Here is a 19,796-nt window from a genome sequence, read left to right as displayed (position 1 = left end):
CCGCCGGATTTTCACCGTGCGCGGCGCCGGACCTACCGTCCGGGGACGCCGCGGAGGCGGAGGGCGATCCAGAGCTCGGCGCGGTGGTCGGGGTCGTCCAGGTCGCCGGGGAGGAGCTCGCGGATGCGGTTCATCCGGTAGCGCAGCGTGTGGCGGTGGACGCCGAGGGCCTCCGCGGCCGCGTCCCAGCGGCCCGACGCGGCGAGGTAGGCGCGCAGCGAGGCGAGGAGCTCGGCGGCGGCCCGCTCCCGGAGGAGCGGCGCGAGCAGGTCGCCGGCCATGCGCGCCCCGGCGGGGCTGTCCGCCAGGCCGAGCAGCCCGCCGGGAAGGTCGCCGACGCGGACGATCCGCTGTTCGGGGCCCTGCGCGGCGGCGGCCTCCAGCGCGCGCTCCGCCTGGGAGAGCGCCGTGGCGAGGTCGCCGTAGGCCACCGGGTCGCTCACCCCCACCGGCCCCTCCAGGACCTCCCGGAGCACGCCCTCGCCGACCTCCGAGCCCGCCAGCAGAAGGGCGTTCCCGTCGCTCTCGGTGACCAGGACCCCCTCGGGGGGGTGCGCCGGACCGACCCCTCCGGCGGCGGCCACCACGACCGGCGGGGCCGGCAGTGTCTCCCTCAGCCGCTCCGCCCCCGGGTGGAGCGGGTCCAGCGCCCCGGAGAGCAGGGCGGAGAGCACGCCCTCGTGCACCTGCGCCGTGCGGCTGTGCGCGGTACGCTCCAGTTCCAGGGAGAGCAGCGACACCGCGGCGTTGACGAGGGTGCGCTCGTCGGGGCCCAGCACACCGCCGGCGCCCACGACCAGGAAGCCGCGGACCTGGCGGCCCGTCGCCAGGGGTTGGGCGGACACCTGCTCCCCGACGGAGGTCAGGGACACGCTGGCGCGCATGCCCGCGTCCCGCAGCCGGTCGAGCTCGGGCCCCAGGCCCGCCGCGCGTCCGGCCGCCGACGCGGGCGCCGCGTGGCGGACCGAGCCGTCCGCGGACAGCAGCAGCACCCAGGCCCCGAGGTCGCGGGCCAGGAGGTCCACGATCGCCGGAGCCCCCGTGAGGGCGGCGCGGGTGAGCCCTCGCTGTGCGGCGAAGGCCCGGCTGAGGCCCTCGTACTCCTCCTTGGCCAGGAGGCGGGAGACCTCCTTGCCGACCGCGATGAAGGGGGTCTCCCTGCCGACCTCGACCAGGGCGAGCCCGTACTCGTCCGCGGCCCCTCGGAGCTGCTCGGGGGTCTCCTCCAGGACCACGCCGACGGCGAAGCCCAGCGCGGTGATCCTGCGCTCGGCCAGGCGCCGCGTGTAGTCGCGCAGGTCGGGGACCCCGCCCGCCCAGCGCACGCCGGTGGTGAGGAGGAGCTCGCCGCCCTCCAGGTAGGGGGTCGGGTCCTCCAGTTCGCTGACGGCGACCCACTCCACGCGCCGGTCCTGGTTCTCCTGTCCCGCGAGCAGGCTCAACCGCAGGTGCGGCGTCCGCAGCAGGGCTCCCAGAGTCGGGGGCATCCCGGTCTCCCTCCAGACGTGTCCGTCGTCCGAACCCCGCCGCGGTGGCGCAAGGCCCTCCATCGATTATCCACTGTGTCCATGCACGCTCCGCGCCGGTCGTCCTAGTGTCGGGCGAGTCGGGGAGCCCACCCCCGGCGGTCCCGCATCCGTCCCGCCCCGTGCCCACCGCAGAAGGAGGCAGCCGCATGGCAGCGACCCAGGTCGTCCAGTCCCGCCGGATCGTCACCGAGATCCCCGGTCCCAAGTCCCGCGCCATCCAGGAGCGCCGCAGCTCGGCCGTCGCCCAGGGCGTCGGCAGCGTCCTGCCCGTCTACGTCGAGCGCGCGGGCGGCGGCATCGTCGAGGACGTCGACGGCAACGCCCTCATCGACTTCGGGTCCGGCATCGCCGTGACCAACGTCGGCAACGCCGACCCCCGTGTGGTGGAGCGCGCCGCCGAGCAGCTCTCACGGTTCACCCACACGTGTTTCATGGTGAACCCGTACGAGGCGTACGTGGACGTGTGCGAGGCCCTGAACCGGATCACCCCGGGGGACCACGAGAAGCGGTCCGTCCTCCTCAACTCCGGGGCCGAGGCCGTCGAGAACGCCGTGAAGATCGCCCGCAGCGCGACCGGCCGCCAGGCCGTCGTGGTGTTCGACCACGCCTACCACGGCCGTACCAACCTCACCATGGGGCTGACCGCGAAGAACATGCCCTACAAGCAGGGCTTCGGGCCGTTCGCGGGCGAGATCCACCGCATGCCCATGGCCTACCCGTACCGCTGGCCGACCGGCCCGGAGAACTGCGGGCCCGAGGCCGCCGCCATGGTCGTCGACCAGATCACCAAGCAGATCGGCGCCCGCAACGTCGCGGCCGTGGTGATCGAGCCGATCCAGGGCGAGGGCGGTTTCATCGAGCCCGCGCCGGGCTTCCTGCCCGCGGTGGCCGAGTTCTGCCGCGCCAACGGGATCGTGTTCGTCGCGGACGAGGTGCAGACCGGCTTCGCGCGCACCGGCGACATGTTCGCCTGCGATCACGAGGGCGTCGTCCCGGACCTGATCACGACGGCCAAGGGCATCGCGGGCGGCCTCCCGCTGGCCGCGGTGACCGGCCGCGCCGAGCTCATGGACGCCGTGCACGGCGGGGGCCTCGGCGGCACCTACGGCGGCAACCCCGCCGCGTGCGCGGCGGCGCTGGCGGCGCTCGACGCGATCGGGTCCGACGACCTGGTCGGGCGCGCCCGGGAGATCGGCGAGCTGATGCTGGGGCGCCTGCGCGAGCTGGCCTCCCGGCACGACGTGATCGGCGACGTGCGCGGCCGCGGCGCGATGATCGCGATCGAGCTGGTCGCGGGCGAGGACAAGTCCCCCGCCCCCGAGGCGCTCGCCAAGGTCCTGGCGCACTGCCACTCCCAGGGGCTGATCCTGCTGAGCGCGGGCACCTACGGCAACGTGATCCGCATGCTGCCTCCGCTGGTCATCGGCGACGACCTCCTGCACGAGGGCCTGGACATCCTGGCCGAGGCGTTCGACCGCCTCTGACCGGTCCCCGACGGCGCCGGGCACCCGCCGGGGCCCGGCGCCGCCGCGTTCCCCGGGCGGGTCGGCCCGCGCGGCCCCGGACGCGGGAACGTCCGGGTGCGGCCGCGGTGTCGGCGGCGCGGAGGCGCGGGGCCGCGCGCGGTGCCGGGACAGCGGGCCCCGCGACCGCGGAGGCCTCAGTGCTCGTCGCGCACCGAGTCCAGGGACAGGAGCGCCACGTGCAGGGACACGCAGGTCTCCACCGAGTCCAGGTCCGCTTCGAGGACGTGGGAGACGCGCCGCAGCCGGTCGTAGAACGCGGGGCGGGACAAGTGGGCGCGGTTCGCCGCCAGCGCCTTGTTGCGGCCGGCTCCGAGGTAGTGGCGGAGCATGTCGGTGAGGTCGCTCCCGTGCCGGGCGTCGTGGTCCAGGAGGGGCCCCAGCTCGCGTTCGACGTAGGTCTGCAACCGCTCGTCGTCCCGGAACAGGTGGAGCAGTCCGCGCAGGTGGAGGTCGGGCAGCCGGTAGTAGGGCCGGTCGTCGCTCCGGCGGACGGCCACGTCCCCGACCTGGCGCGCCTCCAGGAAGGAGCGCCGCACCTCCCGGATGCCGTCGACGGAGGAGCCGACGGCCAGCACGGCCGCGTCCCCGATCGCGCCCCGCACCCGCTCGGAGAGCATGGACAGGGTCGGGTCGAGCCGCTGCCTGCCGGGCAGCGCGAGCAGGATCCCCACGCGCAGGTCGTCCAGCGATCCGACCAGGGCGGGCAGGCGCAGTTCGCGGCACGCGCGCGCGGCCCCCTCCGCCGTGTCGGACAGCCGTGCCTGGGCGGCGAGGCCGGTCCCGCTCTCGCGCAGGCGCAGCACCACGCCCACGAGTTCGCGGCCGTTGAGGGGGACGCCCACGGCCCGGGCCCGGACCAGCGCCTCCTCCGGGTCGGAGTAGGCGCGGTCGATGATGCCCGCGATGATCGTCCGGTGCGTCTGCCGCTCCAGGCTCTCCTGGTGGCGTTCGAGCAGCCGGCCCAGGGCCAGGGTGGTGGCGGCGCGTTCGATGAGCATGCTCTGGCGCGGGGTGGGGCCGGCCCCGGCGACGAGGATCAGCCTCCCCCAGTCCTGTCCGCGCGCCCCGACCATGGTGACCAGCCACCCGGTGGCGGGCACGTGGACCGTGCGCGAACCCGAGCGGACGGCGCGCGAGCGGCTCTCCCAGGAGGTGAGCAGGGTGCCGGGGTCCTCGCCGTTGAGGTCGCAGGCCAGCACCTGGTGGGTGAGGTTCTCCAGGACCACGGGGCAGCCGGACAGCTGGGCCACCTCGCGCAGGATGCGGCCGGCGTCCGCGCCCTCCACCGACAGCTGTGTGAACACCGAGTGCAGCTTCTCGGACTCGCGCAGCTCCTCCAGCTGCTCGTTCACGACGCGGATGTGCACGGCCTCGGTGATCTCGACGAACCTGGCCTCGCGGTCCAGCAGGACGACCGGCACACCGGCGTCGCGGGCGGCGTCGAGGAAGGCGGGGGGCAGCTCGGCGTGGTACTTGCGCCCGAGCTCCACCGCGATGCCGCTGACGCCCACGGCGGCGAGGTCGTCGATGTAGCGGCGGAGCGCCTCGGGGTCGTCGGGCAGGGCGATGCCGGTGCTGAGCACCAGCTCACCGCCCCGGAGCAGGTGGGCGAGGTCGGTGACCTCGGCGATGTGGACCCAGCGCACGGCCACGTGGTCGAGCAGTTCGGACCCGACCACGACCCGGGGGCGGGCGCGTCGCAGGGCGGGGAGGCGGAGGACCTCGGCGAGGGTGGGGAGCACCGGCCCAGTCTAGGAGACCGCCGCCTACGCAGTGTCGGCACGGGGCTGCCGTTCCTTACACTGTGTTCCCGGCGAGGGCCCGAGCCCCCGGGTCGGGGCGCCGCCGACCGCGCTTGACAGAGCGTAAACCCGGCCACCATGTCGTCAACACGGTGATCCTGGCCATCCGGGTGGGTCCGGGCGAGACTGGAGCCATGTCGGAACTTCTCTCGCGCCACCGCGCGGTCATGCCCTCGTGGCTGCCCCTCTACTACGACTCCCCGCTGGAGATCACCAGCGGCAAGGGCGCCCGTGTCACGGACGCCGACGGCAACACGTACCTGGACTTCTTCACCGGCATCGTGACCAACATGCTCGGCTACGACGTGGCCGAGGTCCGGGAGGCGGTCGAGCGCCAGATCGCCAAGGGGGTCGTGCACACCTCCACGCTGTACCTGATCCGCAACCAGGTCGAGCTGGCGGAGAGGATCGCCGGCCTGTCGGGCATCCCGGACGCCAAGGTCTTCTTCACCAACTCGGGCACCGAGGCCAACGAGACCGCCCTGCTGCTGGCCACGTTCGCGCGGGGGAGCGACGAGGTGCTGGCGATGCGCGGCAGCTACCACGGGCGCTCCTTCGGCACCGTGGCGGTGACCGGCAACCGTGCGTGGAAGAACTCCTCCCTGTCGCCGCTGAACGTGCACTACCTGCACGGCACCGACCACGCCGCTCCCGCCTTCCGCGGGATGTCGGACCGCGAGTACGTCGAGGCGTGCGTCGCCGACCTGCGCGACGTCCTGGACACGGCCGCGCCCGGCGTGGCCTGCCTGATCGCCGAGCCGATCCAGGGCGTGGGCGGGTTCGCGATGCCGCCGGACGGCCTGTACGCCGCGTACAAGGAGGTGCTGGACGAGCACGGCATCCTGTTCGTGTCCGACGAGGTGCAGACGGGGTGGGGCCGGACGGGGACGAGCTTCTTCGGCATCGGCAACCACGGGGTGACCCCGGACGCCATGACCTTCGCCAAGGGGCTGGGCAACGGCTTCGCGGTGGGCGGGGTCGTGGCCCGCGGCGACCTGATGGACCGGCTGGGCGCGCTGGGCGTGGCCACGTTCGGCGGCAACCCGGTGGCGATGGCGGCCGCGGGGGCGACCCTGGACTACGTGCTGGAGCACGACCTCCAGGGGAACGCGCGGCGTCAGGGCTCCCTGATCATGGAGGGGCTGAAGGCGCTGACCGCCCTGCCGAGCGTGAGGGACGTGCGCGGCAAGGGGCTGATGTTCGCCGTGGAGATGTCCGACCCGGCCACGGGTGCGCCGGCGCCGGCCCTGGCCGCACGGGTCCAGGAGGAGACCCGGGAGCGGGGGCTGCTCGTGGGCAAGGGGGGCGTGCACGGCAACGTGCTGCGGATGGCCCCGCCCCTGACGCTGTCGCAGGAGGAGGCCGTGGAGGGCCGCGACGTGCTGCTGGACGCGGTACACGCCGTGAACGACGGGGCCTGAGGCCCCTGCGGGGCCCGGTGTGCCGGAGGGGCCGGTGTGACTGTGAGTCCCCCATGCAGGGGATTCCCCCGCCCCCTCCGCGCACGCCCGCGCCCCCGCAGCTGTGGACAACGCCTGTGGACGAGGAGAGGGATCACATGAGCAAGCACGTCACCCACTGGATCGGCGGGCGCGCCCACGAGGGGACCGCCGGGCGGCGGGGCGACATCCACGACCCGGCGTCCGGACGGGTCTCGGGCACGGTCGACCTGGCCGGGGCCGAGGAGGTCGGCGCGGCGGTCGCCGCCGCGCGGGCGGCCTTCCCGGGATGGCGGGACACCTCGCTCTCCCGGCGCGTGCAGGTGCTGTTCCGTTTCCGCGAGCTCCTCGCCCGCGACCAGGACCGCCTCGCGGAGGTGATCGGCGCCGAGCACGGCAAGGTGCTCTCCGACGCCCGGGGCGAGGTGGCCCGGGGCCTGGAGGTCGTGGACTTCGCCTGCGGCATCCCGCACCTGCTCAAGGGCGGCTACTCCGAGAACGTGTCCACCGGGGTGGACTCCTACTCGATCCTCCAGCCGCTCGGCGTGGTCGCCGGGATCACCCCGTTCAACTTCCCGGCCATGGTGCCGATGTGGATGTTCCCGATCGCCATCGCCTGCGGCAACACGTTCGTGCTCAAGCCCAGCGAGAAGGACCCCTCGGCGTCCGTGCTGCTGGCCGGGCTGTGGGCCGAGGCGGGGCTGCCCGCCGGGGTGTTCAACGTCGTGCACGGCGACAAGGAGGCGGTGGACGCCGTCCTGGAGCACCCCGACGTGGCCGCGGTCAGCTTCGTGGGCTCCACCCCGATCGCCCGGTACGTCTACCGGACCGCCGCCGAGCACGGCAAGCGCGTGCAGGCGCTGGGCGGGGCCAAGAACCACATGGTGGTGCTGCCCGACGCCGACCTGGACCTGGCGGCGGACTCGGCGGTGTCGGCCGGTTTCGGCTCGGCGGGCGAGCGCTGCATGGCCGTCTCGGCGGTGGCCGTGGTCGACTCCGTGGCGGACGGGCTCGTCGAGAGGATCCGCGACCGGGTGTCCCGGCTGAGGGTCGGCCCCGGCGACGACGACCGCAGCGACATGGGCCCGCTGGTCACGCGGGAGCACCGCGACAAGGTCGCCTCGTACCTGGAGTCGGGGGTCCGCGAGGGCGCGACCCTGGCGATCGACGGCCGGGCGCACCCGGTCCCGGACGGGGATCCCGACGGCTTCTGGCTGGGCCCCTCGCTGCTCGACCACGTCGGCCCGGAGATGGCCTGCTACCGGGACGAGATCTTCGGCCCGGTGCTGAGCGTGCTGCGCGTGGGCGACTACGACGAGGCGGTGCGGCTGGTCAACGCCAACCCGTACGGCAACGGCACCGCGATCTTCACCAACGACGGCGGCGCCGCGCGCCGGTTCCAGAACGAGGTCCAGGTCGGCATGGTCGGGATCAACGTCCCGATCCCCGTGCCGGTGGCCTACTACTCGTTCGGCGGATGGAAGCAGTCGCTCTTCGGCGACTCCCACGCGCACGGCACGGAGGGTGTCCACTTCTACACCCGCACCAAGGCGGTCACGGCGCGCTGGACGGACCCGGGGCGGCGGCCCTCCGGCGGCGTCGACCTGGGGTTCCCCACCAACGGCTAGTCCGAGTTCGGGGAAATACCGGACGGATGTCTCTCACTGACGGTCGACGGGGGACGACACGGAGTATCGTTGTCCCCGGACGCCCCTCACGGGGCGTGTTCGGCGGCGTCGGCCGTCACAGGAGACCATCCGGGATAGACGCGCTCATTTCCCCTCCTCCCCGATGGAAGCGGGCGCGTCAGCGGAAGCGCTCCGGGTCCGTCTCTCCCCCTGGACCCGGAGCGCGACCGTCCTGCCGCTCCTACCGCACCGCGAACAGCCGTTCACCGGCGGGTATCCCCGAATCGACGCCGATGATCCCCGCGCACTCGTCACAACCGAAGACGCGGCTTCCGTCCGGAAGCTCCCCGAGGACCTTCCGGGGCCGCGGCCACTTGGCGTGGCAGACGACGCAGGCATCCCCCATGCACTGCGCCCCGCTCAGCGCTCCCGGGTCGTAGACGTAGGTGTCGTGTGAGTCGTCAGGCAGCGTGTCTGGATCGCACATCGTGCTCGTTCCGCGCAATGTCCTTGCTCCCCCCGTGGTTTAGGACAGTCTGGCGGGCCGATAGTTACCGGCTCTTTATTGAATCAGAAGCGCTGGGCGCCTGGAAGGGTCCGGACCGAACTAAATCACTCCGTGCAGGGAGATCATAACCCTAAGTGATCAAGCCTGGGAAGACCCCTGCCATCAACTGCATGTTCATACCCTTTGTCTGATATCTACAACGGACTGACAGCGTGTCCTTCAGCTCGAAGGACGCTCGCAGACCGAGAAACGGCGCAGTGACAGCGCGGGATTGACCTTCCGCACTTCCTCGACCCTGTCGGCCGAAACCTGGGCCGTGGCGACCGCGAAGGGCTGCTCCCCCAGGGCCGCGACCGGGGTCCCCATCGGGTCGACCACCATGCTGTTGCCCGACCCCGTCGGGGCCGCCTGGCCGGACGCCGCGACGTACACGGTGTTCTCGATGGCACGGGCGCGGGCCAGCGTCCGCCAGTGCTCCTCCTTCAGCGGGCCGGGGACCCACTGCGCCGCCAGCAGCACCACGTGCGCCCCCGCGTCGACGATCCGCCGCGTCACCTCGGGAAAGCGCAGGTCATAGCAGGTCTGGAGTCCGAACACCACGCCGTCCACGGCGAAGGTCTCCGGCTCCTCGACGGGCCCGGGCCTCAGCACGTCCGACTCCCTCACGCCGAACGCGTCGTACAGGTGGATCTTGCGGTAGTGCGCCACCCGGTCCCCGCCCGGCGAGAGGGCCACCAGGGTGTTCGTGAAACGCCCCGCGTCCTCCCCCGCCTCGTTGACGCCCAGGACGACGTGCACGCCCTCCCGGCGGGCGGTGTCCGCGGCCGAGGCGACGAAGGGGCCGTCCAGGGGCTCGGCCGCCTCGACGTAGCGGTGGTCCATGCGCGACGCCGTGAACATCGCGTACTCGGGGAACAGGACCACGCGCGCCCCCTCCGCGGCGGCGCGCGCGGTCAGCCGCGCCACCGAGCGCTGGTTCTCCGCCTTGTCCCTCCCGGGGGCGAACTGGGCGACCGCGACCTGCACCATGGACCTCTCCTCGTGGTTGTAGGGGCGCCCTGGGACGCCGTGCCCCGAGTGTACGGCCGCGTCCCCTCCCGTCCCCGGCCGGTGGCGGACGCGTGCGGGCGCGGCGGCCCGTCCCGGCGGGCGGACACGGTGACCCGCCCCCGGAGGCGGGTCGGAGGGCGGCCCGCGGCACGGCCGGCGGGCCGCGGGGGCGGGCCCAGCCGGATCAGGGCAGGAAGGACATCGCCCAGGCGGGGGCGAACACCACGACGAGGAACCGCGCGGTGCGGGTGGCGAAGGTGACCGCGGAGAACAGCACGACGTTCATGCGCACCACCCCGGCCAGCACCGACACCACCACGAACGGCGGGACGCTGGCGAAGGAGCTCAGGGCCACCAGCCCCGCGCCCCAGGCGGGACGCGCCTCCGCCTTGCGCCGCCACCCCTCGGCGCGTTCCGCCCACTTGCCCGGGGTCTGCGCCTTGCGGCGCATCCACGGCACGGCGATCGTGCCCCGCCCCGCGTAGAAGTAGGGCAGCTTGCCGAGGGTCTGCCCCAGCCCCGCGGCGACGGCCATCCCGACGAGGGCGCCGTCGTCCATCGCGACGACGGCGCCCACCAGGTAGACCTCGATGTTGATCACCGGGACGGCCCCGGAGACGAGGGCGACCGCGAAGGCCAGCGCTGTCTCGATCACCTGCGGCCCCCGGGCCCGGTCAGTTCTCGGCCGCCGCGAGCTGCCCGCAGGCCCCGTCGATCTCCTGTCCGCGCGTGTCGCGGACCGTGACCGACACCCCGTGCGCCTGGAGCCGCCGGACGAACTCGCGCTCGTCCTCGGGCCGCGAGGCCGTCCACTTGGAGCCGGGGGTGGGGTTGAGCGGGATGAGGTTGACGTGCACCAGGTGGCCCTTGAGGAGCTTGCCGAGCAGGTCGGCCCGCCACGCCTGGTCGTTGATGTCCTTGATGAGCGCGTACTCGATGGAGACCCGGCGGCCGGTGGTCCCGGCGTAGCGCCAGGCGGCGTCCAGGACCTCCCCGACCTTCCAGCGGGTGTTGATCGGCACCAGCTCGTCCCGCAGCTCGTCGTCGGGGGCGTGCAGGGAGATCGCGAGGCGGACCTGCATCCTCTCGTCGATGAGCTTGTTGATCGCGGGCACCAGGCCGACGGTCGACACCGTCACGCCTCGCTGGGAGATGCCCATGCCGTTGGGCACGGGGTCGGTGATGCGGCGCACCGTCTGGAGGACGCGCTTGTAGTTGGCCATGGGCTCCCCCATGCCCATGAACACGATGTTGCTGATCCGGCCCGGCCCCCCGGCGACCTCGCCGCGCGCCAGGTCGCGGGCGCTGGCGACGACCTGCTCCACGATCTCGCCCGTGGACAGGTTGCGGGTCAGGCCCGCCTGGCCGGTGGCGCAGAACGGGCAGTTCATGCCGCAGCCGGCCTGTGAGGAGATGCACAGGGTCACGCGGTCCGGGTAGCGCATGAGCACGGACTCGAACAGGACCCCGTCGAACGCCTTCCACAGGGTCTTGCGCGTCATCCCCTTGTCGGCGGTGACGTGCCTGACGGGCGTCAGGAGGGTCGGCAGCAGGGCTTCGCCGAGGCGCGCCCGGGACTCCGCCGGCAGGTCGGTCATCGCCTCGGTGTCCGACTCCAGCCCGCCGAAGTAGTGCTTGGCGAGCTGCTTGGCACGGAAGGGCTTCTCCCCCAGTTCGGTGACGACCTCGGCCCGCTCCTCGGGGCTGAGGTCGGCCAGGTGCCGGGGAGGCTTGGCACGGCGCGGGGCGACAAAGGTGAGCTCGGCGGGCATAGAGAGTCCGTAAGGGGTGGAGTCGATGGTCTCGGCCCGGCGCGGGTGGCAGCGGCTCGGGTCGTTATACGACCTATACGCGGCTGCGGTGCAGCTCCGCCTGTCAGGGCACTACCGTCGATTCTACGCACTGTGTGGACGGCCCGGACGAGTTCGTCCACCAGCCACGACAATCAGGGGATCGGCGCGTTGGAGGGCCGGTGACAGGGATCGACGTCCTGCTCGACGAGATCAGCCCGTACCAGAGCCGCCGTGTCGTGGTGGAGTGCGACTCCCACACCACGGCCGCCTACCTGCTGGACGCCCGGGGCCGCATCCGGGTGCCGGTGTGGTTGGCCAACCACGAGATGGCCCCCCGCACGAGCGAGTCGGGCGGGCTGTACGAGGGCCAGGCGCCCCTCATGCCGGAGGCGTACACCAAGCACCCGCAGGGCCGCCCCCGCTTCGACCCCTCGTGCCTGCGCGCGGTGTGGTTCGAGGAGGGCGACGGCGTGGCCCTGGTCGACGAGGAGGGCCTGCTCGCGGTCATCCCCGGCTGGGCCGAGGCGGACAGCGGGCTTCCCGGCTACGCGCGCGAGGCCATCGGCCGCAGCGCCTACGCCTGGGAGCTGGACTCGGTGCGCGGCCAGCTGTGGCCGCGCGTCGTGCACGCCGAGGCCTACTGGGACTGGCGCCGCGCCTCGGGGGCGTGGCGGAGCGTGCAGCGCACCGTCCTGAGCCACCTCAACCGCCGCGTCGGCGAGCCCGGCCACTACTGGGACGTGTCCGACGGACACCCGCCCCTGCTCCGCGTGTCCGAGCGCCCGCCCACGGCGGAGCGCCCGTTCACCGTCCTGTCCACCGTCGGGATGTGCGGCCAGCGCATGCCCACCCTGGACCGCTACATGGCCAACACCTCCCAGCACGCGCGCGTCGAACTGGCCCTGGCCACGACCATGCCGGCCCACCGGGCCGCCAGGATCTTCCGGTGGATCGGCGCGTTCCCCTGGCGGGCGGTCACGTGGTTCGGCACCGGCCACACGGTCAAGTGGCTGGACAACCCCGAGGACCGGGCGATGCGCGGCGGCGCGGGCGCCGTCCTGCTGATGGAGGACCCGGCCCCCCTCGTCGCGCACCCCGACCACCGGCCGCTGGACACCTCAGGGCTCTCCTTCCAGGGGGACCCGGTGCGCTGGCTGTGGATCGTGCCGATCACCCGGCCCGAGCACCTGTTCGCCAAGGAGCACGACAGCGCCACCCTCGTGGAGAAGCTGGCGGCCGAGGGGCGCAGCTGGGTCCTGGAGTAGCCCTGGGCCGGGCACGACCGTGCCCGGCCCGCCCGGAGTCGGCCGGGGTCAGCTGGCGATGCCGCGGCGGCCCCGCACCTGGCTGAGCATCTGGTGGAAGCGCACCATGTCCTCGTCGCTGAAGCGCTCCACGAAGCTGAGCAGCGTGGCGCGCGGGTCGGGGCCCGTGTTGAGGACCTCGTCCATCACCCGCGCGGTGTACTCGGCGTGCGTCTCCCGGGGCCAGTACACCCAGGCGCGCCCGCACTTCTCCCGGTCCAGCAGAGCCTTGTGGAAGAGGATGTTCGCGACCGTCATGACGGTCGTGTAGGCGATGTCGCGGTCGTAGACCATGTTCTCGCGGACCTGGCGCACCGAGAGCGGTGCGTCCGACCGCCACAGCGCGTCCATGATGGCCGCCTCCAGTTCCCCCAGCCCCCTCATGGGCCTCCCCTACCCCGCGACGTCGGTGTGCTCGTCACCGAGATCGTAGACAGCGCGGGGCCTGTTCCGTGGGAGAACTCCGGAGAGCGCGCAGATCCGCGCATCCTCGGCGCCCCGGACCGGCGTTTCGCCCGTCGGCGGCCCGCGGGGACCAGGGAAAGAGTCGGCATGCCGACCACCGGGCCACCCGGGCCCGGGCCCGGGGAAGGGGAAGGGGGTCCGCGGCCGGGCCCGGGTCCCCCCGCCTCCGCCGGGAAACGCCGGCGGTGGGAACCCGGCCGTCCCGCCCGGCCGCTCACACCCGCTCCGACGCGGTCCGGCCGCCGCCGGTTCCCGCCCCCACCGGGCCCCCGAGTGGCACGCACCACACCCCGGTTGGCCGGAGGAGGACAGTGTCTTCACACCTCAAAATCCCCTGAAACCCACCCAAAACAGACGGCATAACGACGCTTCGCTTAGTTACCCGTGCGTAGGGAGAGCAACGATGTGAAACATTGTTACCTATCTCCTAGTTTCAACAACGCCCGGGTTCCCCGCGAGGAGGCCGGTACAAGTAGCCTGGTATCCGACGAGTGCTGGCCAGGTCAGATGCTTCCCGCATGCGCGGGGATGCTCCCACGTTCCTTCGAGCCCGCCTTGCCAGCAGCCACCCGTCTTCATACACATTCACAAGCGAGCTGCGGAAGTGGGCGATCTCCGCCGTGTCGTCTGAGGCGTCTCAACCCCTGACAGACTTCGGTCCCAACGAGTGGTTGGTCGAGGAGCTTTATCAGAAGTACTTGAACGACCCGAACTCCGTCGACAAGGCCTGGTGGAACTTCTTCGCGGACTACAAGCCCGCGGAGACTGCCGGCGCGAAGGGCGGGGGTGCTGCCAAGGCGCAGGACCAGAAGACTCCCGCAGCCCCGGCGCCGAAGAAGTCCGCTGCCCCCCCTGCGCCCGCGCAGGGGAGCAAGGACGAGGCACTCCAGGTCAAGCAGGAGCGTCTGCGCGGTGCACCCGCGCGGACCGCTACCAACATGGAGTCGAGTCTGACCATGCCCACCGCGACGAGTGTGCGCGCGGTGCCGGTCAAGCTCCTGTTCGACAACCGCATCGTCATCAACAACCACCTCCGGCGCGGACGCGGTGGGAAGGTCTCCTTCACCCACCTCATCGGCTACGCGATGGTCAAGGCCGCCAAGGCCATGCCGGAGATGAACTACTCCTACGTCGAGGTCGACGGAAAGCCGGGCGTGGCCAAGCCCGAGCACGTGAACTTCGGTCTCGCGATCGACCTCCAGAAGGCCGACGGATCCCGTCAGCTCGTGGTGCCCAGCATCAAGGGCTCCGACGAGATGGACTTCAACGAGTTCTGGAGCGGCTACGAGGACATCGTCCGCAAGGCCCGCGCCAACAAGCTGGGCGTGACCGACTTCCAGGGCACCACGATCAGCCTGACCAACCCGGGCGGCATCGGCACCGTGCACTCGGTCCCGCGCCTCATGCCCGGCCAGGGCACCATCCTCGCCGTCGGCGCGATGGAGTACCCGGCGGAGTTCCAGGGGGCGTCCCAGGACACCCTGAGCGAGCTCGGCATCAGCAAGGTCATGACGATCACGTCGACCTACGACCACCGGATCATCCAGGGCGCGCAGTCCGGCGAGTTCCTCCGCCGGATCCACCAGCTCCTCCTGGGCGAGGACGGCTTCTACGACGAGATCTTCAACTCGCTGCGGATCCCGTACGAGCCGGTGCGCTGGGTGCAGGACATCCACGTCAACAAGGCGACGCAGCTCGACAAGACCACCCGGGTCCAGGAGCTCATCCACGCGTACCGCGTGCGCGGCCACCTCATGGCCGACACCAACCCGCTGGACCACGAGCAGCGCAAGCACCCCGACCTGGACGTGCTCGAGCACGGGCTCACCCTGTGGGACCTGGACCGCGAGTTCCCCACCGGGGGCTTCGGCGGCAAGCAGGTCATGAAGCTCCGCGACGTGCTGGGCGTGCTGCGCGACACCTACTGCCGCACGGTGGGTATCGAGTACATGCACATCCAGAGCCCGGAGGAGCGGGAGTGGATCCAGTCGCACGTCGAGCGCGAGCACGAGAAGCTCGACCGCGACGAGCAGCTGCACATCCTGCACAGGCTCAACAGCGCCGAGGCGTTCGAGACCTTCCTCCAGACCAAGTACGTGGGCCAGAAGCGCTTCTCGCTCGAGGGCGGGGAGTCGCTGATCCCGCTGCTGGACGGGGTCATCTCGCGGGCGGCCAAGGCCGAACTGGACGAGGTCGTCATCGGCATGGCCCACCGAGGCCGCCTCAACGTGCTCGCCAACGTCTGCGGCAAGTCGTACGGGCAGATCTTCGGCGAGTTCGAGGGCAACCTCGACCCGCGCAGCGCGCACGGCTCGGGTGACGTCAAGTACCACCTGGGCACCGAGGGCGTCTTCGAGACCCGCGAGGGCGAAAAGATCCAGATCTCGCTGGCCGCGAACCCGTCCCACCTGGAGACGGTCAACCCGGTCGCCGAGGGCATCGTCCGTGCCAAGCAGGACCTCCTCAACAAGGGCCCGCACGGCTTCACGGTGCTGCCGATCCTGATCCACGGCGACGCCGCGTTCGCCGGCCAGGGCGTGGTGGCCGAGACGCTCAACCTGTCGCAGCTGCGCGGCTACCGGACCGGCGGCACGGTGCACGTCATCGTGAACAACCAGGTGGGCTTCACCACCTCCCCGTCCGACAGCCGCTCCAGCGTGTACGCCACGGACGTGGCGCGGATGGTGCAGGCGCCGATCTTCCACGTCAACGGGGACGACCCCGAGGCCGTGGTCCGGGTCGCCCGCCTCGCCTTCGCGTACCGCCAGGCGTTCAACAAGGACGTCGTCATCGACCTCATCTGCTACCGGCGGCGCGGTCACAACGAGGGTGAGAACCCCGCGTTCACCCAGCCGCTGATGTACGACGTCATCGACGCCAAGCGCTCCACCCGGAAGCTGTTCACCGAGGCCCTCATCGGCCGCGGGGACATCACCGTGGAGGAGGCGGAGTCGGCCCTGCGCGACTACCAGACCGAGCTCGAACGGGCCTTCACCGAGACCCGCGAGGTCGAGAAGAAGCCGATCGAGCCGGGCGCCGTGGTCAAGCCCGAGGTGTTCACCGAGGGGCGTCTGGACCACTCCGCGGTGGAGACGGCGATCAGCGCCGAGACGGTCAAGCGGATCATCGACACCCAGGTGTCGCTGCCCGAGGGCTTCACGCCGCACCCGCGGCTCACGCCCCAGCTGAACCGTCGCGCGACGATGGTCGAGACCGACGCCATCGACTGGGCGACCGGTGAGCTGCTGGCCTTCGGCGGGGTACTGATCGACGGCCACCCCGTCCGCCTGATCGGCCAGGACAGCCGCCGCGGCACCTTCGGGCAGCGGCACGCGGCCATCATGGACCGCGACACCGGTGAGACCTACACGCCGCTCAAGCAGTTCGACGAGGGGACCACCCGGTTCCACGCGCACGACTCGCTGCTGAGCGAGTACGCGGCGCTGGGGTTCGAGTACGGCTACTCGCTGACCAGGCCCGAGGCGCTGGTCATGTGGGAGGCGCAGTTCGGCGACTTCGTCAACGGCGCCCAGACCGTCATCGACGAGTACATCACCGCGGGCGAGCAGAAGTGGGGCCAGCGCTCCAGCGTGACCCTGCTGCTGCCGCACGGCTACGAGGGCCAGGGGCCGGACCACTCGTCCGCCCGCATCGAGCGGTTCCTCCAGCAGTGCGCGCAGGAGAACATGACAGTAGCGATGCCGTCGACCCCGGCGAGCTACTTCCACCTGCTGCGCTGGCAGGCCAAGTCGCCGTTCCAGCGCCCGCTGGTGGTGTTCACGCCCAAGTCGGTGCTGCGCCTGAAGGCCGCCACCTCGGCCACCGCGGACTTCACGTCCGGGCACTTCCAGCCGCTGATCACGGACGACTCGATCGCGCCCGACAAGGTGCGCCGCGTGGTGCTGTGCTCCGGGAAGATCTACTACGACCTGGACGCCGCGCGCCGCAAGAGCGGTGACAAGCACACGGCGATCATCCGGACGGAGCGGCTCTACCCGCTGCCGATCGAGGAGATCCGCGAGCAGCTCAAGGCCTTCCCGAACGCGGGCGAGGTCCTGTGGGTGCAGGAGGAGCCGGCGAACATGGGCCCGTGGCCCTTCGTCGCGCTGGTCTTCTCCGAGCAGCTGGACCGTCCGTTCACCCGGATCTCGCGTCCGGCCTCCTCCGCGCCGGCGGCCGGTTCGGCCAAGCGCCACGAGGCCGAGCAGCGTGCCCTGGTGGACACGGTGTTCCCGCCCGCCGACTGAGGACGGGGCGGAGCGTGTACTACACCGATCGCGGGATCGAGGAGTTGGAGGGCCGCCGCGGCGAGGAGGAGGTCAGCTTCGCCTGGCTCGCCGAGCAGCTGCGGGTGTTCACCGACGTCCACCCCGAGTTCGAGACGCCGGTCGACCGGCTGGCCACCTGGCTGGCCCGGTTGGACGACGAGGACGACGAGGAGTAGTCACCGCCCCTCCGCGTGAGCGGCGGGGTGTGAGGGGCCCGGGTCATGGCGACCCGGGCCCCTTTCGCGTGTCCGGGGCCGGACCGGGACGCGCCCGGCCGGGGCCCGGGGGAGGCCGTACGCGCGGCCCGTTCCCCCGGGCGACCCGCCGCAGCGCCCGTCCGCCGGGTCGGACCGGGGCCCGGGCCCCGGTCCGGCCTCGGGGGAAACCCCTGCTCCTCCCTGAACCGCCCCCGAAACTACGCGACATATCTTGAGTTCCCCCCACTCGCGACATATCGTGAAGGCACAGAGCAAGCGAAGGGATCACACGATGGCGCGTTGGACCATCGACAGGCCGATGACCCAGACCCTGGACGGCATCGTCGCGTTGCGGGTCCGGATCATCGGCGGTCACGTCAACATCCTGCCCACCGACGACCCGGCCACCTTCGAAGTCACCGACATCGTGGGCGACCCCCTCCTGGTCACCCAGGAGGCGGGCATCCTCACCATCCAGTACGAGGACCTCACCGGGCCCGGTTTCCTGGACCGGCTCCGCCCGATGCAGCTCTCCGCCTACAAGCGGGTGCAGCACCGCAGGGCGACCGTCAACCTGCGCCTGCCCCACGACTGCCCGGTGGAGGTCACCACGGCCACCGCGCCCATCGTGGCGGCGGGGATCAGCGCGCGCAGCCAGCTGCGGACCGCCTCCGGCGAGATCACCCTCGACGAGGCCTCGGGCGAGACCGAGATCGCCACCGTCTCGGGCAACACCGCCGTGCGCGGCGCCAGCGGCAACCTCAAGTTCAACAGCGTCAGCGGCCAGCTGGCGGTGGCCGGCGGCCGGCTCTCCGCGCTGAGCGCCAAGACCGTGTCGGGCCAGCTGCTCGCCGACACCGACATCGCGCCCGCCGGCCGGGTGCGGCTCAACTCGGTGTCCGGCGAGATCGCCCTGCGGGTCCCCGCCGACACCTCGGCGACCGTCGAGCTGCGCACCTCGACCTCGCCCGTGAACTCCGACTTCGGCCTGGACCGGCGCAGCGCCCCGGCCAGGACGATCCTCAGCGGAAAGATCGGCAGCGGTGTCGACCCCGCCTCCATCACCGTCAACTCCGCGTCGGGACGGACCGCGCTGCTGCGGCGCGCGCCCGAGGCACCGGCCGCGATCCCCGAGGGGGCCTGAATGAGCACCATCTTCGGCCACGGCAGACTCCGGCTCTACCTGCTCAAACTGCTGGACGAGAGCCCGCGGCACGGCTACGAGATCATCAGCCTGCTCCGCGACCGCTTCCTCGGGGTGTACTCGCCCTCCCCCGGCACCATCTACCCGCGCCTCGCGCGGCTGGAGGAGGAGGGCCTGGTCACCCACACCGAGGAGGGCGGCCGCAAGGTCTACCGGCTCACGGACAAGGGCCGCGCCGAACTGCGCGGCCGCAGCGGCGACCTCGACGACCTGGAGAAGGAGCTCACCGACTCCGTCCGGGACGTCGCGCGGGCGGTCAAGCAGGACGTGCGCGCCACCATCAGCTCGCTGCGCGAGGAGCTGAAGTTCGCCGCGGGCGGCGCGCGCCGCCCCGAGCCCCCGGCCGGGGGCGACCGGAGCGGCCGCGGTCCCGACGACGCCACGGGGCCCGCCCCCTCCGCGGAGGAGGCCGGCGCCTCGGAACGGCGCGCCCCGGAGGGCGACGAGCCGTCGGAGGGCACCTCCGGCCGGCAGGACGGCCCCCGGGACGAGCCCGGGGACCAGGGCTGCGAGGACGGCCCCCGCTGGGCCCGTGAGTGGGAGCGCTTCGCCCAGGGCTTCGGCGCGTTCGGCGCGGTCTGGAGCCGCGGCGACTCGGACCGCCGGTCCGAGGGGCCCGAGTTCGACCGGGCGCTGCGCGACTTCGGCGACAGGGTGCGCGACGTCGTCCGCGAGGCGGGCCACGTCGGCGAGGCGGCGGCGCACGACCTCCGGCGCATCCTGGACGACACGGTCGAGGTGATCCGCAGGGACGCGCGGAACTGGGGGCCGACCGGGGACGGCGGCACCGGTCCCGGGACGTCCGGGGACGCCCCCGAGGAGGCACGGGACGCCGGGGACTCCCCCGGCCCCGAGGGCTCCGGCGGCCCCGGCGGACCGGCCGGGACGCACGCGGCCCCCGGGGAGCGGACCCAGGACGGGCCGGAGGCCCGGCCGATGCCCTCCGCCCCGGGAGGGGACCCCTGGGGCGAGGCCGTCGGCGAGCCCGGTGACGGGAGCGCGGACGGCGCCGCGGAGGGCGGCGACGCCCCGGAACCCGGGAGCGGCTCCGCCGACGGGAGCGGTGGCAGGGACCGGTAGTCC

Annotated in this window: 15 protein-coding genes; 8 read left to right on the top strand and 7 right to left on the bottom strand. The window is 72.4% G+C overall.

Translation table 11 applies throughout. From position 1 onward, the window contains the following. Positions 1-32 precede the first annotated feature (32 nt). On the bottom strand, positions 33-1,487 hold the full coding sequence (locus ACIRPH_RS15045) for a PucR family transcriptional regulator (RefSeq protein ID WP_402914243.1): 1,455 nt from the start codon (positions 1,485-1,487) through the stop codon (positions 33-35). A gap of 188 nt (positions 1,488-1,675) precedes the next feature. Here ACIRPH_RS15045 and gabT point away from each other — a divergent pair, with 188 nt between their 5' ends. Further along, positions 1,676-3,013, top strand: a complete 1,338-nt coding sequence (gene gabT / locus ACIRPH_RS15040; protein ID WP_402914240.1) for a 4-aminobutyrate--2-oxoglutarate transaminase — start codon at positions 1,676-1,678, stop codon at positions 3,011-3,013. 176 nt (positions 3,014-3,189) lie between these two features. Here the strand turns inward: gabT and ACIRPH_RS15035 are convergent, their stop codons facing one another. Next, complete coding sequence (locus ACIRPH_RS15035) at positions 3,190-4,797, bottom strand: PucR family transcriptional regulator (protein ID WP_402914238.1); 1,608 nt, start codon at positions 4,795-4,797, stop codon at positions 3,190-3,192. Positions 4,798-4,991: 194 nt separating this feature from the next. Between ACIRPH_RS15035 and ACIRPH_RS15030 the strand changes: the two genes are divergently transcribed. Together ACIRPH_RS15030 and ACIRPH_RS15025 are read left to right on the top strand one after the other, a co-directional pair. Beyond that, positions 4,992-6,278, top strand: a complete 1,287-nt coding sequence (locus tag ACIRPH_RS15030) for an aspartate aminotransferase family protein (protein ID WP_402914237.1) — start codon at positions 4,992-4,994, stop codon at positions 6,276-6,278. Positions 6,279-6,415: 137 nt separating this feature from the next. Then, positions 6,416-7,924 (top strand): CoA-acylating methylmalonate-semialdehyde dehydrogenase, encoded by a 1,509-nt coding sequence (locus ACIRPH_RS15025; protein ID WP_402914235.1) that lies wholly within the window; start codon positions 6,416-6,418, stop codon positions 7,922-7,924. 241 nt (positions 7,925-8,165) lie between these two features. On the opposite strand, the gene ACIRPH_RS15020 is transcribed toward ACIRPH_RS15025, so the two are convergent. From ACIRPH_RS15020 to rlmN, 4 genes are all read right to left on the bottom strand, one after another. Beyond that, positions 8,166-8,411 (bottom strand): hypothetical protein, encoded by a 246-nt coding sequence (locus tag ACIRPH_RS15020; RefSeq protein ID WP_402914233.1) that lies wholly within the window; start codon positions 8,409-8,411, stop codon positions 8,166-8,168. 240 nt (positions 8,412-8,651) lie between these two features. Next, positions 8,652-9,461 carry a carbon-nitrogen hydrolase family protein gene (locus ACIRPH_RS15015; protein ID WP_402914231.1) on the bottom strand — a complete coding sequence of 270 codons (810 nt, stop codon included), beginning with the start codon at positions 9,459-9,461 and terminating at the stop codon, positions 8,652-8,654. 205 nt (positions 9,462-9,666) lie between these two features. Continuing rightward, positions 9,667-10,137, bottom strand: coding sequence for a hypothetical protein (locus tag ACIRPH_RS15010; protein ID WP_402914229.1), 471 nt, complete (start codon positions 10,135-10,137; stop codon positions 9,667-9,669). Between the two features lie 19 nt (positions 10,138-10,156). After that, entirely contained in the window at positions 10,157-11,254 is a 1,098-nt protein-coding gene (rlmN, locus tag ACIRPH_RS15005) for a 23S rRNA (adenine(2503)-C(2))-methyltransferase RlmN (protein WP_267948370.1), read from the bottom strand. A gap of 200 nt (positions 11,255-11,454) precedes the next feature. Here rlmN and ACIRPH_RS15000 point away from each other — a divergent pair, with 200 nt between their 5' ends. Then, on the top strand, positions 11,455-12,540 hold the full coding sequence (locus ACIRPH_RS15000) for a suppressor of fused domain protein (RefSeq protein WP_267948369.1): 1,086 nt from the start codon (positions 11,455-11,457) through the stop codon (positions 12,538-12,540). Positions 12,541-12,588: 48 nt separating this feature from the next. Here ACIRPH_RS15000 and ACIRPH_RS14995 read toward each other — a convergent pair whose 3' ends face one another. Beyond that, entirely contained in the window at positions 12,589-12,963 is a 375-nt protein-coding gene (locus ACIRPH_RS14995; RefSeq protein ID WP_330157451.1) for a BlaI/MecI/CopY family transcriptional regulator, read from the bottom strand. A 701-nt stretch (positions 12,964-13,664) separates the two neighbouring features. Between ACIRPH_RS14995 and ACIRPH_RS14990 the strand changes: the two genes are divergently transcribed. From ACIRPH_RS14990 to ACIRPH_RS14975, 4 genes are all read left to right on the top strand, one after another. After that, entirely contained in the window at positions 13,665-17,291 is a 3,627-nt protein-coding gene (locus tag ACIRPH_RS14990) for a multifunctional oxoglutarate decarboxylase/oxoglutarate dehydrogenase thiamine pyrophosphate-binding subunit/dihydrolipoyllysine-residue succinyltransferase subunit (protein WP_402914225.1), read from the top strand. 14 nt (positions 17,292-17,305) lie between these two features. Beyond that, entirely contained in the window at positions 17,306-17,488 is a 183-nt protein-coding gene (locus tag ACIRPH_RS14985) for a DUF6104 family protein (protein ID WP_267948366.1), read from the top strand. A 313-nt stretch (positions 17,489-17,801) separates the two neighbouring features. Beyond that, positions 17,802-18,653 carry a DUF4097 family beta strand repeat-containing protein gene (locus tag ACIRPH_RS14980; RefSeq protein ID WP_267948365.1) on the top strand — a complete coding sequence of 284 codons (852 nt, stop codon included), beginning with the start codon at positions 17,802-17,804 and terminating at the stop codon, positions 18,651-18,653. Next, complete coding sequence (locus ACIRPH_RS14975) at positions 18,654-19,793, top strand: PadR family transcriptional regulator (RefSeq protein ID WP_402914221.1); 1,140 nt, start codon at positions 18,654-18,656, stop codon at positions 19,791-19,793. It begins immediately after the preceding gene. Positions 19,794-19,796 lie beyond the last annotated feature (3 nt).

The organism is Nocardiopsis sp. NPDC101807, from assembly GCF_044766605.1.
GTDB classification, from domain to species: domain Bacteria; phylum Actinomycetota; class Actinomycetes; order Streptosporangiales; family Streptosporangiaceae; genus Nocardiopsis; species Nocardiopsis tropica.
The sequence above is the reverse complement of the archived record's forward strand: the minus strand, read 5'-3'. Positions and strand labels throughout refer to the sequence as shown.